Origin of the sequence: Plantactinospora sp. BC1, from assembly GCF_003030345.1 — a bacterium.
Lineage (GTDB): Bacteria > Actinomycetota > Actinomycetes > Mycobacteriales > Micromonosporaceae > Plantactinospora.
Genome location: NZ_CP028158.1, coordinates 2,333,112 through 2,352,370, shown reverse-complemented (window position 1 = coordinate 2,352,370; position 19,259 = coordinate 2,333,112). Strand labels below are relative to the sequence as shown.

19 protein-coding genes and 1 tRNA gene are annotated in these 19,259 nt (G+C 71.8%); 12 read left to right on the top strand and 8 right to left on the bottom strand.

Annotated elements, in window-relative coordinates; translation table 11 throughout:
- The first annotated feature begins 593 nt into the window (after window positions 1–593).
- The 3 genes from C6361_RS09915 to C6361_RS09905 all read left to right on the top strand — a co-directional run bounded on the left by C6361_RS09915 (window position 594) and on the right by C6361_RS09905 (window position 3,540).
- A complete protein-coding gene (locus C6361_RS09915) occupies window positions 594–1,229 on the top strand; it encodes a hypothetical protein (RefSeq protein ID WP_107267556.1) in 636 nt (211 codons plus the stop codon).
- 71 nt (window positions 1,230–1,300) lie between these two features.
- A complete protein-coding gene (locus tag C6361_RS09910) occupies window positions 1,301–2,260 on the top strand; it encodes an ArsA-related P-loop ATPase (RefSeq protein WP_107270860.1) in 960 nt (319 codons plus the stop codon).
- 131 nt (window positions 2,261–2,391) lie between these two features.
- Window positions 2,392–3,540 (top strand): ArsA-related P-loop ATPase, encoded by a 1,149-nt coding sequence (locus C6361_RS09905; protein WP_107267555.1) that lies wholly within the window; start codon window positions 2,392–2,394, stop codon window positions 3,538–3,540.
- Here C6361_RS09905 and C6361_RS09900 read toward each other — a convergent pair.
- Window positions 3,527–3,823, bottom strand: coding sequence for a WhiB family transcriptional regulator (locus C6361_RS09900; protein ID WP_101369108.1), 297 nt, complete (start codon window positions 3,821–3,823; stop codon window positions 3,527–3,529). The genes C6361_RS09905 and C6361_RS09900 overlap by 14 nt on opposite strands.
- 408 nt (window positions 3,824–4,231) lie before the next feature.
- Here C6361_RS09900 and C6361_RS09895 point away from each other — a divergent pair, with 408 nt between their 5' ends.
- On the top strand, window positions 4,232–6,646 hold the full coding sequence (locus tag C6361_RS09895) for a transglycosylase domain-containing protein (RefSeq protein WP_107270859.1): 2,415 nt from the start codon (window positions 4,232–4,234) through the stop codon (window positions 6,644–6,646).
- Window positions 6,647–6,717: 71 nt separating this feature from the next.
- Here C6361_RS09895 and C6361_RS09890 read toward each other — a convergent pair whose 3' ends face one another.
- Window positions 6,718–7,176 carry a GatB/YqeY domain-containing protein gene (locus C6361_RS09890; RefSeq protein ID WP_107267554.1) on the bottom strand — a complete coding sequence of 153 codons (459 nt, stop codon included), beginning with the start codon at window positions 7,174–7,176 and terminating at the stop codon, window positions 6,718–6,720.
- Between the two features lie 25 nt (window positions 7,177–7,201).
- Between C6361_RS09890 and C6361_RS09885 the strand changes: the two genes are divergently transcribed.
- The gene (locus tag C6361_RS09885) at window positions 7,202–8,095 is read left to right on the top strand and encodes a metallophosphoesterase (RefSeq protein ID WP_107267553.1); all 894 of its coding nucleotides are present in this window, start codon (window positions 7,202–7,204) and stop codon (window positions 8,093–8,095) included.
- Window positions 8,096–8,193: 98 nt separating this feature from the next.
- A tRNA-Pro gene (locus C6361_RS09880) sits at window positions 8,194–8,270 on the top strand.
- Window positions 8,271–8,350: 80 nt separating this feature from the next.
- Here C6361_RS09880 and C6361_RS09875 read toward each other — a convergent pair.
- The 3 genes from C6361_RS09875 to C6361_RS36935 form a co-directional block, all read right to left on the bottom strand.
- A complete protein-coding gene (locus C6361_RS09875; protein ID WP_199853314.1) occupies window positions 8,351–9,811 on the bottom strand; it encodes a tol-pal system YbgF family protein in 1,461 nt (486 codons plus the stop codon).
- A gap of 245 nt (window positions 9,812–10,056) precedes the next feature.
- A complete protein-coding gene (locus C6361_RS09870) occupies window positions 10,057–10,341 on the bottom strand; it encodes a hypothetical protein (protein WP_107267552.1) in 285 nt (94 codons plus the stop codon).
- A 24-nt stretch (window positions 10,342–10,365) separates the two neighbouring features.
- Window positions 10,366–10,506, bottom strand: a complete 141-nt coding sequence (locus C6361_RS36935) for a hypothetical protein (protein ID WP_159079270.1) — start codon at window positions 10,504–10,506, stop codon at window positions 10,366–10,368.
- Window positions 10,507–10,571: 65 nt separating this feature from the next.
- On the opposite strand from C6361_RS36935, the gene C6361_RS09865 reads away from it, so the two are divergent.
- A complete protein-coding gene (locus tag C6361_RS09865; RefSeq protein ID WP_107267551.1) occupies window positions 10,572–11,087 on the top strand; it encodes a hypothetical protein in 516 nt (171 codons plus the stop codon).
- 21 nt (window positions 11,088–11,108) lie between these two features.
- Here C6361_RS09865 and C6361_RS09860 read toward each other — a convergent pair whose 3' ends face one another.
- Window positions 11,109–11,558 carry a hypothetical protein gene (locus C6361_RS09860; protein ID WP_107257326.1) on the bottom strand — a complete coding sequence of 150 codons (450 nt, stop codon included), beginning with the start codon at window positions 11,556–11,558 and terminating at the stop codon, window positions 11,109–11,111.
- Window positions 11,559–11,761: 203 nt separating this feature from the next.
- On the opposite strand from C6361_RS09860, the gene C6361_RS09855 reads away from it, so the two are divergent.
- The 3 genes from C6361_RS09855 (at window position 11,762) to C6361_RS09845 (ending at window position 15,060) form a co-directional block, all read left to right on the top strand.
- Window positions 11,762–12,730, top strand: coding sequence for a GlxA family transcriptional regulator (locus tag C6361_RS09855; RefSeq protein ID WP_107267550.1), 969 nt, complete (start codon window positions 11,762–11,764; stop codon window positions 12,728–12,730).
- A 166-nt stretch (window positions 12,731–12,896) separates the two neighbouring features.
- On the top strand, window positions 12,897–13,520 hold the full coding sequence (locus C6361_RS09850) for a DJ-1/PfpI family protein (RefSeq protein ID WP_107257324.1): 624 nt from the start codon (window positions 12,897–12,899) through the stop codon (window positions 13,518–13,520).
- Between the two features lie 109 nt (window positions 13,521–13,629).
- A complete protein-coding gene (locus C6361_RS09845) occupies window positions 13,630–15,060 on the top strand; it encodes a diguanylate cyclase (protein ID WP_107257323.1) in 1,431 nt (476 codons plus the stop codon).
- A gap of 36 nt (window positions 15,061–15,096) precedes the next feature.
- Here C6361_RS09845 and C6361_RS09840 read toward each other — a convergent pair whose 3' ends face one another.
- Both C6361_RS09840 and C6361_RS09835 read right to left on the bottom strand, forming a co-directional pair.
- Window positions 15,097–16,161: an aspartate-semialdehyde dehydrogenase gene (locus C6361_RS09840; RefSeq protein WP_107267549.1), complete on the bottom strand. Its 1,065-nt coding sequence runs from the start codon at window positions 16,159–16,161 to the stop codon at window positions 15,097–15,099.
- A 6-nt stretch (window positions 16,162–16,167) separates the two neighbouring features.
- Window positions 16,168–17,433, bottom strand: a complete 1,266-nt coding sequence (locus tag C6361_RS09835) for an aspartate kinase (RefSeq protein ID WP_107257321.1) — start codon at window positions 17,431–17,433, stop codon at window positions 16,168–16,170.
- Window positions 17,434–17,647: 214 nt separating this feature from the next.
- On the opposite strand from C6361_RS09835, the gene C6361_RS09830 reads away from it, so the two are divergent.
- A complete protein-coding gene (locus C6361_RS09830) occupies window positions 17,648–18,508 on the top strand; it encodes a hypothetical protein (RefSeq protein WP_199853313.1) in 861 nt (286 codons plus the stop codon).
- Between the two features lie 85 nt (window positions 18,509–18,593).
- Window positions 18,594–19,139, top strand: coding sequence for a nitroreductase family protein (locus C6361_RS09825; protein WP_107257319.1), 546 nt, complete (start codon window positions 18,594–18,596; stop codon window positions 19,137–19,139).
- The last annotated feature ends 120 nt before the right edge of the window (window positions 19,140–19,259 follow it).

Here is a 19,259-nt window from a genome sequence, read left to right as displayed (position 1 = left end):
ACCCTCGCCGGGCGGGTCGCCACAGCTCTGCCGCCACACCACCGACCATGCCAGCCCTCCCGACCCGCCGGCCGGCGCCTTGACCACCGCATCGGGGCCCTGCGGGGATTGGGGAGACCATGAGGCAACCGTCCGACGGCGACGAATCCGACCGCCCGCCGGCCGAGCCCTCGACACCCGCCGAACCCTCGACACCGGCTGAGTCCTCGACACCAGCCGAGTCCTCGTCCGAGGCGGCGACGACGAGCGGCGACGACGAGCCGGGCGCGGCGCCCCCTTCGACCGAGGCCGCGCCGCCGGTGGCGAGTGCCGCCGATTCCGATGCCCCGGAGGACGCGCCGGAGGACGCCCCGGAGCCGCCGACCCAACGGCTCTCCCCCGCGTCCTCGGCCGTCCCGGACCTGCCGGAGACCCCCACCCGACGACTCACCCCGCAGCCCCCGGTCCTTCCGGACTCCCCGGAGACCCCGACCCAGCCGACCGCCGCCCCGTCAGCACCAGCACCGGCACCAGCACCGGCCGGATCACCGCCATACGGGCCGCCACCGACCCCGGCACCACCGACCTCCGGGCCGTCCATGTCCGGGCCGCCCATGTCCGGCCCGCCCGTGTCGGCGGCGCCCGGTTACGGGCCGCCCGGGCCGGGGCAGCCGATCCCGGGACAGCCCGGTCCGGGCGGCCAGCACCCCGACCAGCTCGGTTCCGGTCCCGGCGTACCCGGTCCCGGCGTACCCGGTCATCCGGCCCCTCCCGGCTATCCGGTGGCCGGCCCCACCGTACCGCCGAAGAAGCGGCGCGGCCTGGTCATCGCGTCGATCGCGCTGGCCGTGACGCTGCTGCTCTGCGTACTCGGCGGGGTCACCGCCTTCCTGGTGCTCCGGGGCGCGGAGCGGGGCGAGGGAGCCGCCGATCCGGTCGTCGCCGTGGACGAGTTCCTGACGGCGGTCTACAGCGAGCGGGACGCCGACCGGGCGAACGGCCTGGTCTGCTCGGCCGCCCGGGACAGCGACAAGATCGCCGCGAAGATCGAGGAGGTGGCCGAGGCCGCCGGGCGGTACGACACCGCACGGTTCCGCTGGGCCACCCCGAAGGTCGACGAGCAGACCGAGGCGCGGGCCCTGGTGTCGACCGAACTCACCATGACCACCGGCGACGAGCGGTCGGTGGACCAGCAGTTGACCTTCGTGGTGGTACGCGAGGCCGGCTGGTGGGTCTGTGACGTGATCTGACCGGCGGGCTGCTCGGGCTCCGGGCTGGTTAGGCTCGGAGGGTGCGAGCGGGCGAGGAGTCGGGCGACCGGGTGGACGCCGACCGGGCGAGTGCCCGGTGGCCGGCCCGGCTACACGTGATCACCGGTAAGGGCGGGACCGGCAAGACCACGGTCGCCGCCGCGCTGGCCCTGGCGCTGGCCAGCGGCGGTCGTCGTACCCTGCTGGTCGAGGTGGAGAGTCGGCAGGGCATCGCCCAGCTCTTCGGCACCGATCCCCTGCCGTACGAGGAGCGGTCGATCGCCACCGCGCGCGGCGGCGGCGAGGTGCGCGCCCTGGCCGTCGACTCCGAGGAGGCGCTCCTCGAGTACCTCGACATGTTCTACAAGCTCGGTGCGGCCGGCCGGGCCCTGCGCAAGCTCGGGGCGATCGACTTCGCCACCACGATCGCACCGGGGCTGCGGGACGTACTGCTCACCGGCAAGGTCAAGGAGGCGACCACCCGGACGGCCGACAAGCGCCGGGTGTACGACGCGGTGGTGCTGGACGCGCCGCCGACCGGTCGGATCGGCCGGTTCCTGAACGTCACCGCCGAGACGGCCCGGCTGGCCAAGGTCGGCCCGATCAAGACCCAGAGCGAGGGGGTGGCGGCGCTGCTCCGCTCCCCGATGACCGCCGTGCACGTGGTCACGCTGCTGGAGGAGATGCCGGTCCAGGAGACCATCGACGCGATCGCGGACCTGAACAGCCTGCGGATCCCGGTCGGGCGGCTGATCCTGAACGCGACCCGTCCGCCGCTGCTGGCCGGCCGGGTGACCCAGGCCGAGCTGCGCCGGGGGCTGGCGGCCGCCGGCCTGCCGACCGACCGGGCGACCGTCGCCGGCCTGCACGCCGAGGCCCGCGACCAGCTCATCCGGCGGGAGCTGGAGGAGTCGCTCCGGGCCGACCTGGTCGAGCTGGGGCTGCCCCTGGTGGAGCTGCCGCTGCTCGCCGAAGGGGTGGACCGCACCGGTCTGGACCTGATCGCCGACACACTGCTCGGCGCCGGCTGAGGTGTAGGGAAGGGCCCCTTCCACGACAAAGAGCGATAACCAGGGCCCCGCCCGCACACCTCGGCGCCGATTGACTCACACCTGAGCGCCACCACGCCGCCCGCGCGGCACTGTGCCGATACGCTCGGTTGGTGCGTCCCGATCAACCAGCACCGGAGCTGGACATCGACCAGATCCTCGCCGATCCCGGCGTGCGGATCGTGGTCTGCTGCGGTTCGGGCGGGGTGGGCAAGACCACCACTGCCGCCGCCCTCGCGCTCCGGGCCGCCGAGCGGCACGGCCGGCGCACGGTGGTGTTGACCATCGACCCGGCCCGGCGGCTGGCCCAGTCGCTCGGGCTCAACGAGCTGGACAACACCCCCCGGCAGGTCAAGGGGATCGACGTCGAGACCAGCGGCGGCGAGCTGCACGCCATGATGCTGGACATGAAGCGGACCTTCGACGACGTGGTGCTCGCGCACACCGATCCGGCGAAGGCGGCGGAGATCTTCGCCAACCCGTTCTACCAGGCGATGAGTTCCACCTTCGCCGGTACCCAGGAATACATGGCGATGGAGAAGCTGGGCCAGTTGCACGCCCGGGGCGAGTGGGACCTGATCGTGGTCGACACCCCGCCGTCCCGGTCCGCCCTGGACTTCCTCGACGCGCCGGCCCGGCTCTCCCGGTTTCTGGACGGGCGGATGCTGCGGCTGCTGCTGGCACCGGCCCGCAGTGGTGGTCGGAGCATGTTCAGCCTGGTGACCGCCTCGTTCGGGATGTTCTCCCGGGTGGTGCAGAAGGTGCTCGGCGCCCAGTTGCTCACTGACCTGTCCGGTTTCGTGGCGGCGCTGGACTCGATGTTCGGCGGCTTCCGGCAGCGCGCCGAGCAGACGTACCGGGTGCTCCAGGCACGGGAGACGGCGTTCCTGCTGGTCGCGGTCCCGGAGCCGGACGCGGTCCGGGAGGCGGCGTACTTCGCGGGCCGGCTCAGCCAGGAGCGGATGCCGCTGGCCGGCCTGGTGCTCAACCGGGTGCACCGGCCCGTCGTGGAGCGGCCGACCGCCGCCGAGAGCCTGGCCGCGGCCGAGCGGCTGGTGGAGCTGGGCGGGCACGAGGCGACCGTGGAGACCCTGTTGGCGCATGCCGCGCTCAGTCAGCAGGCGGCGCGGGAGCGGCGGGTCGCCCGGGTCTTCACCGACGCCTTCCCGGCGGTACCGACGGTGGCGGTGACGGCTCAGCCCGCCGACGTACACGACGTCGACGGGCTGCGCACGATCGGTGCCGCGATCAGCCGGCGTTGACCAGGACCTTGTCCTTGTTCTTCAAGGCCGCCTCGAACATCTTGCGCCAGCTCGCCACCTGCGGGTGACGACGCAACAGCGCCCGGCGTTCCCGCTCGGTCATGCCACCCCACACGCCGAACTCGATGCGGTTGTCGAGCGCGTCGGCCAGGCACTCGTACCGCACCGGGCAGCTGCGGCAGATCCGCTTCGCCACGTTCTGTTCGGCGCCCTGCACGAACAGCGCGTCAGGATCCCCGTTCTGACACGCCGCCAACGTGGGCCAATCTGTGATCATGCCCATCTGCTCCTGTCCCCCCTTGCAGTCCCGCTACCGACCAGAGCCGGTCAGCCGGCGATAACCCCCCGGCCACCCGTGACGCCCTCCCCCGGGCACCACGGACGACATGCGTTTCTCTCGCTCGACCATCATGCTCTGTAGTCAACTGATTACGCAACGTTGTCAGCCAAATCCGTCAACCCGGACATTTCCTGGCCCTTCGTCCGGCAATCCGGCCCTGACTACCCGGCGGCGATCAGCGAAAACGCTGCGGAGACTTCCCGGAGGGAGGAGACTCGGCAGCAAGGAGCCCGCAACCGCGCACCAGGGGTCGTGCGTTTAACACAACGAGGCCAGCGCCCGCAGGAAATGGGGAAAGTACGCAGGGCGCGACCTCTGTGTCGATTCACGTACCCTGTCGAGGTGACCTGGATGCGGAAGCGTGACCACAATGTCTTCACCAACGCCGCGTCGCTGCTGATCTGTGGGCTGCTGGCCGGCGTGGTGGTTGCCGCGGCCGCGTTCCCCGCAGTGGCGATGTCCGGGCTGGCCGCCAAGGCCGGCGCGGAGACGTTCGACAAGCTGCCCACCGAACTGACCGTCAAGAAGGCGCCGCAGATCAGCTACCTCTACGCCTCCGACGGCAAGACCCCGCTCGCCACCATGTACGACGAGAACCGTCGCGACGTACCGCTCAAGGACGTCGCACCGGTCGTCGGGCAGGCGCTGGTCGCCGCCGAGGACAAGCGCTTCTACGAGCACAACGGCGTCGACGTCAACGGCGTCGCCCGGGCGTTCGTGGCGAACAACCAGGCCGGGGTCACCACCCAGGGTGCCTCCACGCTCACCATGCAGTACGTCCGGCTCACCATCGCCTACTCGGCGACGCACCCGCAGGACGTCGTGGCGGCCACTGAGGACACCAGCGCCCGGAAGCTGCGCGAGATGCGGTACGCCCTGCAACTCGACGCGGACCTGAGCAAGGACGAGATCCTGGAGGGCTACCTCAACATCGCCCCGTTCGGCAACGGCGCGTACGGCATCTTCGCCGCCAGCCAGGTGTACTTCGGCAAGCACCCGAAGAACCTGAAGCTCGAAGAGGCGGCGATGCTGGCCGGGATGGTCAAGGCACCGTCGGACAACGACCCGACCACCAAGGCCGGCTACCCGGCCGCGGTCGAGCGGCGCAACTGGGTCCTCGACCAGATGGTCGAGACCAAGGCGATCACCGCGGAGGAGGCCGAGAAGGCCAAGGCGGTCAGGCTGGTGGTCAAGGACAAGCGCACCCCGAACGGCTGCGTCGACGTCGGCAAGAACGACTGGGGCTTCTTCTGCGACTTCTTCTACCGCTGGTGGATGGATCAGGAGACCTTCGGCCGCACCAAGTACGACCGGGAGCGGCGGCTCAAGAGCGGCGGCTACACCGTGGTCACCACCCTCGACGCCAAGACGCAGGACGCGGCCAAGAAGGCCGTCGAGCGCAACGTCAAGACGGGCAAGAAGGAAGCCATGATGGTGGCGGCGGTCGAGCCCGGCACCGGGCGGGTCCGCGCGCTGGCGGTGAACCGCAATTACAAGCTCGACGACCCGAACAACCCGCAGAACAAGATCAGCACGAACCCGGCGAAGAAGCGGAAGAAGATTCGGGGTACGTACCCGAACACCACCAACCCGCTGCTGACCGGCGGTGGTGACATCACGGGTTACCAGGCCGGCTCGACCTTCAAGATCTTCACGGTGGTGGCGGCGCTGGAGAACGGCTACCCGCTGGAGTGGAGCATGAACGCCAAGCCGGTCGCCCAGACGAAGTACATCGTCGAACACAACTCCCCGGCCGCCTGTCCGGGGACCAACAAGTACTGCCCGCAGAACGCCAGCGCGAGCATGGCCGGCGTGCACAACATGTGGAGCGCCTTCGGGTCGTCGGTGAACACCTACTTCGTGCCGCTCCAGGAGCGGGTCGGCGCGGCCAAGGTGGTCGACGCGGCTAAGCGGATGGGCATCACCTTCCGGGCCAGCAACGACGCGAACTTCGCCGCCACCAAGCAGTCGGCGAACGGCTGGGGCGCCTTCACCCTCGGTGTCTCCCAGACGACCCCGCTGGAGCTGGCCAACGCGTACGCCACGCTCGCCGCCGACGGCAAGTACTGCAAGCCGATCCCGGTGCAGTTGATCCGGGACCAGGACGGCAACAAGCTCGACATCGCCAACCCGCAGTGCTCGCAGACGATCAAAGCCGAGGTCGCGCGGGCGGCCGTCGACGCGGCCCGCTGCCCGGTCGGCGACAACTCGTCCACCTCGCGCTGCAAGGGGCGTACCGCCGGGAACGTCCGGGGCATCGTCGGCAAGCCGGTCGCCGGCAAGAGCGGCACCACCGACAGCGAGAAGACCGCCTCGCTGGTCGTGATGACCAAGCAGCTCGCGGTCGCCGGCATCCTCGCCGACCCGGACTGGGCCGAGACCACCCAGAACATGGGCCACAACGAGCCCGGCGGCGTCAACCACGCCGTCTACCAGACGCTCCGGGACGCGATGAAGGGGAAACCCTCGATCCAGTTCACCCCGCCAGGCGGCAAGATCGTCAATGGGGACCAGCGGAGCATCCCGAACGTCAAGTGCCAGCCGGTCCAGTCCGCCCTCTCCCGGGTCCGGGGTGCCGGCTTCGAGGCCGAGCTGGGCGGTCAGGTGGACTCGACCTGTCCCGCCGGCACCGCCGCCGGCACCAGCCCCGAGGGTCGGACGATCAAGGGTGGGGCGGTGACCATCGAGGTCAGCAACGGCAAGGCCCCGGCCGGCGCGAACGCTCCGGCCGGACCGGGCGGCCCCCGGCCACCCGGCCGCCGCTGAGCCGACACACGTCACGACGACGACGGGCGGGCATCCCCCACCAGGGATGCCCGCCCGTCACGCGTTCGCCGTCAGCCGGCGCCGAGCTGCCGGCGTACCTCGGCGGCGACCCGACCGCCCTCGGCCCGGCCCGCCACCGCGGCCTGGGCCGCCTTCATCGCCGGGCCCATCTGACCGCGCTCGGTGAACCCACCGGCGGCCAGCGCCCCCGCGACCAGCTCGGCCAGCTCCTCGTCGGCGAGCTGCTTCGGCAGGTACCGGTCGAGCACCTCGCCCTCGGCCCGCTCCCGCTCCGCCTGCTCGGCCCGCCCGGCGTCGCCGAAGGCGGCAGCCGCCTCCCGGCGCTTCTTGGCTTCCTTGGTCAGCACCGCCAGCACCTCGGGGTCGGAGAGTTCCCGCTTCTCCTTGCCGGCGACCTCGGCGGTGCCGATCGCCGCCAACGCCATCCGCAGCGTCGAGGTGGTCAGCTCGTCACGAGCCTTCAGCGCGGTACGCATGTCCGTGGTCAGGAGGTCCTTCAAGGTGCCCATGGACGGTCAAACTACCCTGAGCGGCATGCAGAAGCGCACAGTATTCCGGTTGGCCGCCGGTACCGTCGTCGCGGGCGGTGCCGCCCTGGCGTACGCCTCGCTCGTCGAACGCAACCTGTTCACGCTGCGCCGGTACGACGTACCCGTGCTCGCCACCGACGCCGAGCCGCTGCGCATCCTGCACCTGTCGGACCTGCACATGATGCCGGACCAGCGCCGCAAGCAGGCCTGGGTGGCGTCGCTGGCCGCGACCGACCCGGATCTGGTGGTGGTGACCGGGGACAACCTGGCGCACCCCGACGCCGTACCCGGGGCGCTGCGGGCGCTGCAACCGATGCTCGACTACCCCGGTGCCTTCGTGTTCGGCTCCAACGACTACCGGGGACCGGTCTGGAAAAATCCGTTCAGCTACCTGCTGCCGGATCGGGAGTACGTGCAGGGTGTCGAGCTGCCCGCCGAGGATCTGCGGGAGGTGCTGGTCGGCGCCGGCTGGGCGGACCTGAACAACGCCCGGACGTCGATCAAGGCCGGCGGCCGGCAGATCGAGCTGGTCGGCGTCGACGACCCGCACATCGAGCGGGACGACTATGCCTCGGTCGCCGGACCGGTACCGGCGCAGGCCGACCTCGCCATCGGAGTCACCCACTCGCCCGAGCCCCGGGTACTCGACGAGATGGCCGCCGACGGCTTCACCCTGCTGCTCGCCGGCCACACCCACGGCGGCCAGGTCCGGGTCCCGCTGGTCGGCGCGCTGACCACCAACTGCGGCCTGCCCCGGTCGATGGCCCGGGGGCTGCACCGCTGGCCCGAGACGGACGCCTGGCTGCACGTCTCCGCCGGCCTCGGCACCCACCCCACCGCCCCGGTACGGTTCGCCTGCCGGCCGGAGGCGTCGCTGTTGACCCTGATCCCGCGCTGACCTGCCGCCGTTCGGCAGCCGGTGCGGGCCGGGACGCACCGGGCGGGATACCGAATTTGCCCGACGGGGCGGGTGGGCTACTATTGCTCGGCACGCCTCGGGGTGTGGCGCAGCTTGGTAGCGCGCTTCGTTCGGGACGAAGAGGTCGTCGGTTCGAATCCGGCCACCCCGACCAGAGTAAGTGCAGTTCAGGCCCGGTATCACGACAAGTGATACCGGGCCTGACCCGTCTCCCGGGTCACTCCCCGCTACGCCCTAGCCTCGGCTGATCAGGGAGCGGAAGGCGGACCGGACGTTGGCGTCGGAGGCGGTGACGTACACCTCCGACGGCGGGCCGATGTCGATGAGGCCGGTGTATCGGGTGTAGGTGAGAACCCTCGGGCAACTCGAACCGCTGATCTCCACCTTCGCGTTGACCACGAGCTTCCCGGTCCGGAGTTCGTATGCCTGCACCGGAATCGCGATCTTGCGGAAGGCCACGTACGTCGGGAACCGCGAAGAGATCTTGTTCTCGTAGGGGCAGGTCCGGACTGTGGTCCCGTACTCCTTCTGGCTCACGCAGACCACCAGCACCGCGGTGGTGACGTCGGTGGCCCGCCAGGCGGCGGGGAGCTTCCTCGTGTACTCCTCGTCGCCGTAGAAGAGGGCACGGTTCGTCCTGCCCCTGGTGTACGGGGCGGCGGCGCTGTAGGGCGCCGGCTTGGTGCAGTACTCCGGTCGGGTGCTGGTCGGTCCTTCGAGCAGGCGGCGCACGTTCGCCAGCTCGATGGCCAGGCCGGCCCGCTTGACCCCCTCGACGGCCCGGGCGTTCAACTCCTGCCCGGGGTACTGGTCGAGAAGCTGCTGGTAACGCGTCCGGGCGGCCTCCCAGTTGCTGGCGGCCATCAGGTTGTCGGCGCAGCCGACGAGCGCGGCCGGCGCGGTCCGCGCCACGGCCTCGGCGGACCGGTCCAGTGCGTTGTTGGTCGGCTGCCGCTGGCGAAGCCAGTCGGTGACCGCGACCGTCTGGCAGGGGTCTCTGGTTGGCAGCCCGCCGAAGAACCTCTCCAGGGTGGTGTCCACCATCTTCTCGTGGCCGGGCAGCTCCACGAGGACCGAGGCGAGCCCATCGAAGCCCGCCTTCAACCCGTCGGTGTCTCCGGTCAGCCCGGTGTCGAGCTTCTCCTCGGCGGTCCGCAGTCGTTGGCAGGCTTCGGCGCTCCGCTCGCCACGGACGGTCAGCGGGGCGTCGGCCACCCGATGGCCGAACGACACCCGGTCCAGGGCGGTCAACGCCCGCGCGCAGTCGCCGCCCTCCCGGGCCTCGGTGACGGTCCGTTCGATCCTCGCCGCGTCGAACCGCAGGATCCCCACGGCCAGCAGCACCGGCACCGTCACGGCGAGCGCGATCAGCCGTTGGTCACGCTGTACGGCGCCCTGACCGCGCCCGCCGGCCAGGAACCAGGCGTGCCCGACGAGCGCCAACCACCAAAGAAGTACGACGACCTCGGCCCACACCGACCGGCTGCCCCAGACGAGGAAGGCGACGAGTACGGCGCTGACCAGTGTGGCGGCCACGGCCAGCCTGAGCCGGCCGAGCATCAGGTAGCCGACGCCGACCAGGGAGGCGTTGCCGAGAGCGGCGGCCAGCGGGTCATGGGACGGAACTACCGACTTCGGCTCCGGCTTCGGCTCCGGCTCCGGCTCCGGCACGGGATTCGTCTGATCGTCACTCATCGAGCCCCCATCGCTTGTCGCCATCGTCCCACGATCGATGGACATCGCGCTCCGACCGATCGCCGCCGGATCTCCTCTCCGTCCATGATGTACGAACTGCCACCCGGCCGGCACACCCTGACGCCCGGCTGACACCTTCGCGGCCCGGCTACGTCCTCCCGGAGCACCCTTGCCGGACCGATGTGTCGACTCGGCGAGGTGCCTGTGTGTCACCTTGGTGACACACAGGCACCTCGCGTGAAGAACTACCCGACACCGGCCCGACCGCGTTCCGCCAGCGACAGCAGTGCCACGAAGCTCTCGCGACCTGGTGAGAGGACCGGAGGATCAGCGCCCGTCGGCGGCGGCCAGCGCAGCCGGTCGGTGACCAGGTCGGTGCGGAGCGCCCCCGGCCCGGCCGGTCGGGGACGTACCCGGACGATCAACGGATGCAGCTCGCCCTGCCGCCGCACGTCCCCGAGCAGCCGCATCGCGTCGCTCGGCTCGCAGCGCGCGTGTACCCGGTAACGGAAGGAACCGGTACGCGGCACCCTCCGAGTGTAGGAAAAAACCCGTTACACCCGCGCCTCCTCGGCTGGCCGCGCCGGAGACCCGGGCCGCCGGGCCAGCGGGGCGAGGTTGACGGCGATCGGTACGAAGCCGAGGAAGACCAGGGCCTGCTCCCTCAGCGGCTCAGGTGGCTCAATTCCGTGCACCAGCCGTCCACCGATCGTGGCCGTCCCGAGCCTGAACGGTGATCCTTCGCCGGCACGGTGGAACCATGCGCCCCTTCCGTGCTGTTCTGCTGCTGTCGCTGCTCCTGGCATCCCTCGCCGGCTGCACGCCCGCGAACGAGCCGCTGGCGGCGTTGGCGCTCCGGGACGGCGAGCCGACGGTCCTGCTGGTCGGCTGCGGATCGGCCGGCGCCTCGATCCACCTGTACGAGGACTCCGAGACGGCCTCCGCCAGCCCGTCGACCGGCGCCACTGCCGACCGTCCGGAGTGGTCGGTCCGCACCGATCGGGCCGAGCCGGTCAACGAGATCCCGCTGCTCGACCCGACACCGCCGGCCAACTGGACCGTGAACAGGTCGAGTTTGCAGCGGATCGAGCCCGGCGTCTGGTACGGCATTTCCGCGTACGGGCACCGGGACGCATTCACCGTCAGGTTCGAGACCGACGCCTTCACCAAGCTCGACGGCGAGCACGTGCTGGCTCCGGTCAGCCACCGCAAGCAGGAGGTCATGACCAGGGCCAGCTTCGAACGGAACGCCCGGCAGGCGTGCGAGGACAGCTGACCCCGGCCGCACGCACTCGGCTCAGGGAGCGGGTACCGGATCGTTGTTGAGCTGGGCGGTCACGATCGCGACCAGCCGGTTGCGCGCCTCCAGGAGTTGCCGGGACAGCTCGTCGAGGGCGCGCGGGTCGACGAGCTGGCGTACGTGCGTCTTGTCGTCGAGCAGCTCCCAGCGCCGTTCCGACTCGTCCGGTGCCTCGCTGACCCACATCGCGGAGACGACCGCGTGCCGCTTGGCGAGCAGCTTCGCCGCGATCTCGACGACCGGCAGGTACGCCTGGCGGTACTCCGGGGTGGCGAACTCGACCGAGCCCCGGGCGGCGCGTACCGGCTCACCGGGTCTGGCGAGCACCTCGAACGCGTTGCCGCCCGCCTGGTCGGCGCCGATCCAGGCCAGGATGAGTTCCAGGTCGCCGGCGGCGATCGTGATCCGGCCGATCGCGGCCACCACCTCGTCGGGCAACCTCGCCATGTCGGGCTCTCCGTCCTCCGGTTTCCCGCCGCCATGATCACAAAGACTGTGGCCGATCCTAGCCAAGCACGAAGCGGCGTACGGCCTTCGGCCCGGCGTGTTGGCCGACCGCCGGGTCGGTCCGACGATGCCGGACGCCGCTGGCGTAATCTGCAATACCTGTGTCATTGACGCCACGACTCCGCCGCGAGCAGCATGAATACATGCAACGACGGGTGGTGGCAGTGACCTTCGAGGGTTTCCAGAACCTCGACCTCGCCGGCCCGGCCGACGTGTTCGCGCTGGCGAGTCTGATCGTCGGCGATCACCGGGGCTACCGGCTGGAGGTCGCGGCGGTACGCCCCGGCCCGGTGACGGGCGGCAACGGCGTCACCACGCTGGCGCCACTCGCCCTCGACCAGGTCACCGGGCCGATCGACACCCTGCTCGTGGTCGGCGGGCTCGCCGCACCGGCGCATCTCGCCGACCGGCAACTGGTCGCCGGGATCTCCCGGCTGGCCGGCATCGCCGACCGGGTCAGCTCGGTCTGCAACGGTGCGCTCCTGCTCGGCGAGGCCGGCCTGCTCGACGGCCGGCGGGCCACCACGCACTGGCTGGCGGCCCAGGAGTTGCGCGACCGCTATCCGGCGGTCGAGGTGGACGCCGACCGCATCTACGTCCGGGACGGGCACGTCTGGACCTCGGCCGGAGTCACCGCCGGCATCGACCTCGCGCTCGCGCTGGTGACCGAGGACCACGGCCACGAGATCGCCCGGCACGTCGCCCGGGGCCTGGTGGTCTATCTGCACCGGCCGGGCGGGCAGAGCCAGTTCAGCACGGCGATGCGGACCCCGGTGCCCCGCAGCGACCCGCTGCGCGAACTACAGACCTTCATCGACGCCAACCCGGCCGAGGATCTCAGCGTGCCGGCGCTGGCCCGGCGCGCCGGAATGAGCGAACGGCACTTCTCCCGACTCTTCACCGAGCAGACCGGCGTCTCCCCCGGCCGGTACGTCGAACGCAGCCGGGCCGACGCGGCACGCCGGCTGCTGGAACGCACCGGCCATCCGCTGGACCGGGTGGCCCGGGAGTCCGGTCTCGGCGCCGCCGAAACCCTCTACCGGGTCTTCCGCCGGCACTGGCGGGTCGCGCCCGGCGACTACCGCCGCCGCTTCCGCACCAAACAGAGCTGACCACACCGCTTATCTCCGTTACTCGCCACCCCTCCGACAGCAGCCGTCACCACCGGCACCGGAGTCGATCCCGCACGTCCCGACACCCGCCCGGGGGAGGGCTCCCGCCGGGAGCACCTCCGGACAGCCGATCCAGTCCGTTCGTTCCGACGAGGAGGAACCGAGCATGCACGTCGCCATTCCGCTCTATCCGCGATACACCGCCCTCGACGTCGTGGGGCCGTACACGGTGCTGGCCTTCGCCCCCGGTGTCACGGTCACCATGGTGGCCGCCGAACCCGGTCCGGTCGTCGACGACCGGGGCACGATGGCGATCACCGCCACCGCGAGTTACGCCGAACTGTCCCGCCCGGACGTCGTCGTCGTACCGGGCGGGGCCGGCACCCGGGCCGCGCTCGCCGACGCCGCGCTGGTCGGCTGGATCGCCCTCGCGCACCAGTACACCCGGTGGACCGCCTCGGTCTGCGCCGGCTCCTTCCTGCTCGGCGCGGCCGGGTTGCTGACCGGGCGGCGGGCGACCAGCCACTGGGGCTGGCTCGACGAGTTGCGGCTCTTCGACGCCGAGCCGGTCCGGGAGCGGGTGGTCCGGGACGACCGGATCGTCACCTCGGCCGGCGTCTCGGCCGGCATCGACATGGCGCTGACCCTGCTGGCCGAGGCGACCGACGCGCCGACCGCGCACGCCGTCCAGCTCGCCATCGAGTACGACCCGGAGCCGCCGTTCGACGCCGGTTCCCCGGCGAAGGCGCCGGCCCCGCTCCGCGAGGCGGCCCTGGCGCTGATCCACTGACCCGAGCGCCCCGGGGAGGAGGCGGGGGTCACTCGCACCCAGCGAATTCCCAGCACCCTGAGTAATCTTGGTCGGGCCCCCTCGACCCCTCCTCCCCGGATCGGAAACGGTGTCCCACGACCACTCCCGCGTCGTCCGCGACGTGACCGCCCGGCTGCCCACGGCGTCCACCGCCGTCGAGGCGGGCCAGGTGACAGTCGCCACGCTGGGCCGACACACTCCGGGACGGGTCGCCGTGCTGCTCTGGGTCCGCGATCGGCTCCGCTGTGTCGCCGCGACCGGATCGTGGCAGGTCTTCGCCTCGGTACCGGCCGGTGCCGGTACGCCCGGCCGGGTGTACGCCTCGGGCAAGACCGAGACCGTGCCGGACGTGACGAAGGAGCCCGACTACGTACCGTTACGTCCCGACGTACGGGCCGAGATCTGTGCCCCGATCCTCGACCGGACGGGCCAGCCGATCGGGGTACTCGACCTGGAGTGGCCCACCACCGAGGTCGACCTGGACGCCTGGCGGCACACCGTCGAGCGGGTCGCCGCGCTGCTCGGTACCCGGATCGGGCAGCTCGGCGGCCCGCCCGCCGAGACCCGGAGCGAGAAGCTGCTCCGGCACGCCTCCGCGCTGACCGCCGCCGCCACCGAGTCCGACCTGATGACCGCCGCCGTCTCCGCGGCCCGGGACGTCTCCGGGCTCAGCTCGGCGGTCTTCGTCCTGGACGGAACGGCCGGCCCCCGGGTGGCGACCCCGAACCTGGTACCCGACGATCTCGAGTCCCGGGTGCACGCCGCGCTGGCCGGCGCCGGCCGATCGGTGCTGGAACGGCTCCGGGCGCACGCGCACGTCTACGGCGCCTCCTACACGCTCGGCGAGGGGCACCATCCGACCACGCCGGACCAGGACGTGCTGATCGCCGCCGGGGTGCGCACCCTGATCTCGGTGCCGCTCGGCCCGACCGAGTTCTGCGGGGTACTGCTGGTCGGCGACACCCGGAGCCTGCGCCCGGACCCGACCACGGTGAACCTGATCGAGCTGCTCGCCGCCCAGTCGTGGATCTGCCTGGAACGGCTGAGCGGACTGGCCCGGCTGCGTGAGCGGGCCAGCTCGGACCCGTTGACCGGGCTGCGCCACCACGGTTCGTTCGGCGAGCGGATCGCCGAGTCGCACCCGGGCCGGACGGCTCTGCTCGCGGTCGACGTCGACGACTTCAAGGCCGTGAACGACACCTACGGGCACCAGGCCGGCGACCGGGTGTTGGTCGATCTCGCCCGGGCCCTCCAGGGCGCGCTGCGGCACGGTGACGAGTTGTACCGGATCGGCGGTGACGAGTTCGTGGCCGTGGTCGAGGTGCTCCGCCCGGAGGAGGCGGTCGGGATCGCCCAGCGTCTGGTGGAGGCGGCCCGGCGTACCGGCCGGACGGTGAGCATCGGGGTGGCGGTACAGCAGACCGGCGAGCCGCCCGACCTCACCCTGCGCCGCGCCGACGAGGCCCTCTACAGCGTCAAGCGCGACGGCCGCGACGGCGTCCGGCTGGCCGCCGCCTGACCCCCACCGCCGCCGCCCGGAAAGTGGGCCCCGCGCTCACCGAGCGGCGGAGAACTCCGCGGCGAGGAGTTCGGCGATCTGGGCGGTGTTGAGGGCGGCGCCCTTGCGGAGGTTGTCGCCGGTCACGAAGAGGTCGAGGGCGCGGGGGTCGTCCACCGCACGGCGGATCCGGCCCACCCAGGACGGGTCGGTGCCGACCGCGTCGATCGGCATCGGGAACTCGCCCGCCGCCGGGTCGTCGACCAGGATCACCCCGGGGGCGTTGCGCAGCGCCTCCCGGGCGCCCTCCGCGTCCACCTCGGTGCCGAAGACCGCGTGTACGGCCACCGAGTGCCCGGTGACCACCGGCACCCGTACGCAGGTGGCCGAGACCTTCAGGTCGGGCAGGCCGAGGATCTTGCGCGACTCGTTGCGCAGCTTCAGCTCCTCCGACGACCAGCCGCCGTCCCGCAGTGATCCGGCCCAGGGCACCACGTTGAGCGCCACCGGGGCCGGAAACGGGCCGAGGTCGTCGCCGACCGCCTGCCGCACGTTGCCCGGTCGGGAGCCGAGCGCCCGATCACCGGCGATCTTGGAGAGCTGGTCGTGCAGCACGTCCACCCCGACCTGCCCGGCCCCGGAGACCGCCTGGTACGACGAGAGCACCAGCTCACGCAGCCCGTACTCGCGGTGCAGCGGCGCGACCGCGATGATCATCGTCAGGGTGGTGCAGTTGGCGTTCGCGATGATGCCCTTGGGACGGTTGCGTACCTGCTCGGGGTTGATCTCCGGCACCACCAGCGGCACGTCCCGGTCGCCCCGGAACGCGGCGGAGTTGTCCACCGCCACCGCACCCCGGGAGACCGCGACCGGCGCCCACTGCGCGGAAACCTCGTCCGGCACGTCGAACATGGCGACGTCCACCCCGTCGAACGCCTCGGCGGTCAGCTCCCGTACGGTCAGCTCCTCGCCCCGGCACATCCGCGTCTGCCCGGCCGAGCGCGCCGAGGCGATCAGCCTGATCTCACCCCAGACGTTCTTCCGGGAGGAGAGCAGGTCGCACATGACCGTGCCGACCGCACCGGTCGCCCCTACCACCGCGAGCGTGGGGAGGGTCGTCATCGCGGGCTACCTCCCGGTCCCGGCGTACACCACCGCTTCCTCGCTGCCGCCCAGGTCGAACGCCTCGTGCACGGCCCGCACCGCGGCGTCGAGGTCGGTGTCCCGGCAGACCACCGAGACCCGGATCTCCGACGTGGAGATCATCTCGATGTTCACCCCGGCCTCGGCCAGCGCGGCGAAGAAGCTGGCCGCCACGCCCGGGTGCGAGCGCATGCCGGCGCCGATCAGGGACACCTTGCCGACGTGGTCGTCGTAGAGCAGGCCCTTGAACTTGACCTGCTCCTGCACCTTGCTCAGCGCCGCCATCGCGGTCGGGCCGTCGGTCTTGGGCAGGGTGAAGGAGATGTCGGTCCGGCCGGTGCCCTCGGTCGAGACGTTCTGCACGATCATGTCGAGGTTGATCTCGGCCGCCGCGACGGTCTCGAAGATCCGGGCCGCCGCGCCCGGCTCGTCCGGTACGCCGACCGCCGTGATCTTCGCCTCGCTCCGGTCGTGGGCGACCCCGGTGATAAGTGCTTGCTCCACGGGCAGGTCCTCCGTCGATCCGGTCACCATCGTGCCGGTGTTGGTCGAGTATGACGAACGTACCCGGATCGGCAACCCGGCCCTTCGGGCGTACTCCACGCTCCGCAGGTGCAGCACCTTCGCGCCGCAGGCGGCCAGTTCGAGCATCTCCTCGTAGGTGATGGTCCTGATGTGCCGGGCGTTCGGCACGATCCGCGGGTCGGCGGTGAAGACCCCGTCGACGTCCGTGTAGATCTCGCAGACGTCCGCGCCGAGGGCCGCCGCCAGGGCCACCGCGGTGGTGTCCGAGCCGCCCCGGCCCAGCGTGGTGATGTCCTTGGTGTCCTGGGAGACGCCCTGGAAACCGGCGACGATCACCACCGCACCCTCGTTGAGGGCCGCCCGCAGCCGGCCGGGCGTGACGTCGATGATCCGGGCCCGGCCGTGCACCGAGGTGGTCAGCACACCCGCCTGCGACCCGGTGTAGGAGCGCGCCTCGTAGCCGAGGTTGTGGATCGCCATCGCCACCAGCGCCATCGAGATGCGTTCACCGGCGGTGAGCAGCATGTCGAGTTCGCGGCCGGGCGGCAACGGGCTGACCTGGTTGGCCAGGTCGAGCAGCTCGTCGGTGGTGTCACCCATCGCGCTGACCACGACCACCACGTCGTCGCCGGCCTTGCGGGCGGCGACTATCCGCTCGGCCACCCGCTTGATCCGCTCGGCGTCGGCGACCGACGATCCGCCGTACTTCTGCACGACCAGTGCCACGACGGTGCTCTCCTTCCCCTGGGCCGGGCGAGGCGCACGGCCCTGAGCGTGCCGACGCCGCCGGGTCGAGACCGGCGGCGCCGTGTGAGACCAACTCAGGGTACCGGCCCGCGTCGTCGCCCCGACCAGGCGTTCCCACCATCCGACCCGCCGCGACACGCGAGGGTAGCTGGACTGACCGCCCGTTCCCGGGGTATACCCCGAGAATGGCGAGGTGCATTCCGGCGTAGCCCCCCTGTTCGGCACGCTCCTGCTGGCCGGGTCGGTGTTGCTCGCCGGCTGCGGCACGGCGGACCCGGCGCCGGCCGCGACCACCCCCGCCCCGGTGGCGAGCCAGCCGGCCGAGGCGCGGGACGAACTCGCGGCGCTCGCCGCCGCCGCGCAGGACCGCCACCTGACCGCCGTCTACACGCTCACCGCACCCGGTCAGCCGGACCGGTCGCTCTCGGTGGTGCGGGCGGCGGACGGCTCCTGGCGGGTGGACGTCCCGGGTGGTGCGCTCGGCGGCAGCGCCGACGTCTCGCTCGCGCAGAACGGCTCCGGCCTCTTCCAGTGCGCGCTCCCCTCGGCCGGGCAGCCGGACTCGGGATGTGTACGGGTGGCCGGGCCGGACCAGCCGCTCGACCCGGCCATCGATCCCCGGCTGCGGCACCCGTTCACCGACTGGCCGGAGGTCTTCACCGACCGGCAGGCCCCGCTCTCGGTCTCCGTCGCCGCGCTGCCGGGCGCCAAGGGCAGGTGTTTCGCGGTCGAGTCGACCTCGGCGTCGGTCAGCCCGCCGCTGGATCCCGGCATCTACTGCTACGCCCCCGACGGCACCCTGACGGCGGCCCGGCTGCCCGCCGGCACCCTGACCCTGGCCGGTACGCCGACCGCCGCCCCGGCCACCGTCGCGTTGCCCGGCCCGCTGGTCGACCGGGAGCCGCTGCCGGTCGCCGGACCGCCACCCGGCGACCCGGCCGACAACGGCGGAACCGACAGCGGCGGGACCGGGGAGGACGGGAGCCCGGAAGAGCAGGGCGGCGGGACCGGAGAGAACGGCGGGACGGCAACATCGCCGGGCGACGGCGGATGATCTTCACTCACGTTATGGGTGCGCTTGGTCACGTCAGGTGACCCCGGTGTGGGGACAGAGCGCCCGATACGGCACACTCGGCACCATGGCCCAGCTCTCCCCGTTACTGGCGACCCGGTGGAGCCCGCACGCCTTCGATCCGGTCGCCGACCTCACCGACGCCGAGGTCGCGTCCCTGCTGGAGGCGGCCCGCTGGGCCCCGTCCGCCGACAACACCCAGCCCTGGCGCTTCCTGGTGGGCCGCCGCGACGACGAGGCGTTCAAGCGGATCCTGACCAACCTCTCCGTCGGCAACCAGCGCTGGGCGGGACGGGCCTCCGCGCTGCTGCTCGGCGCGCACGCCACCACCGGGCCGACCGGCGGGCCGCTCCCGCACGCCGCGTACGACCTCGGTCAGGCGGTGGCACATCTCACGGTCCAGGCCACCGCGCTGCGCCTCTACGTACGGCAGATCTCCGGCTTCGACGCCGCCGGGCTCCGGGTCGACCTGGAACTCTCCGCCGAGGTACGCCCGCACGTGGTGGTCGCGGTCGGCCGGCTCGGTGACCCGTACTCCCTCCCCGAGGACCTGCGGGCCCGGGAGATCGGCCTGCGCCAGCGCCGCCCGCTGGCCGAGCTGATGCTGCGCTGACCCGCCCGGCGCACCCCTCACCACCTGGGCCTTTCTCAAATTGCGGACTACGCTTACCCGATCGCTCGTCGAGCGCTTAAGGTGACTTTGTCATGTGGCAGGCCCTGCTCCTTCGCTGCC

Excerpts from the sequence above, each read along its gene's own strand:
- C6361_RS09915 (WP_107267556.1), top strand. The coding sequence starts at position 594 with ATGTCCGGCCCGCCCGTGTCGGCGGCGCCCGGTTACGGGCCGCCCGGG.
- C6361_RS09900 (WP_101369108.1), bottom strand. The coding sequence starts at position 3,823 with ATGGGCATGATCACAGATTGGCCCACGTTGGCGGCGTGTCAGAACGGG.
- C6361_RS09895 (WP_107270859.1), top strand. The coding sequence starts at position 4,232 with ATGCGGAAGCGTGACCACAATGTCTTCACCAACGCCGCGTCGCTGCTG.
- C6361_RS09890 (WP_107267554.1), bottom strand. The coding sequence starts at position 7,176 with ATGGGCACCTTGAAGGACCTCCTGACCACGGACATGCGTACCGCGCTG.
- C6361_RS09885 (WP_107267553.1), top strand. The coding sequence starts at position 7,202 with ATGCAGAAGCGCACAGTATTCCGGTTGGCCGCCGGTACCGTCGTCGCG.
- C6361_RS09875 (WP_199853314.1), bottom strand. The coding sequence starts at position 9,811 with ATGAGTGACGATCAGACGAATCCCGTGCCGGAGCCGGAGCCGGAGCCG.
- C6361_RS09865 (WP_107267551.1), top strand. The coding sequence starts at position 10,572 with ATGCGCCCCTTCCGTGCTGTTCTGCTGCTGTCGCTGCTCCTGGCATCC.
- C6361_RS09860 (WP_107257326.1), bottom strand. The coding sequence starts at position 11,558 with ATGGCGAGGTTGCCCGACGAGGTGGTGGCCGCGATCGGCCGGATCACG.
- C6361_RS09855 (WP_107267550.1), top strand. The coding sequence starts at position 11,762 with ATGCAACGACGGGTGGTGGCAGTGACCTTCGAGGGTTTCCAGAACCTC.
- C6361_RS09850 (WP_107257324.1), top strand. The coding sequence starts at position 12,897 with ATGCACGTCGCCATTCCGCTCTATCCGCGATACACCGCCCTCGACGTC.
- C6361_RS09840 (WP_107267549.1), bottom strand. The coding sequence starts at position 16,161 with ATGACGACCCTCCCCACGCTCGCGGTGGTAGGGGCGACCGGTGCGGTC.
- C6361_RS09825 (WP_107257319.1), top strand. The coding sequence starts at position 18,594 with ATGGCCCAGCTCTCCCCGTTACTGGCGACCCGGTGGAGCCCGCACGCC.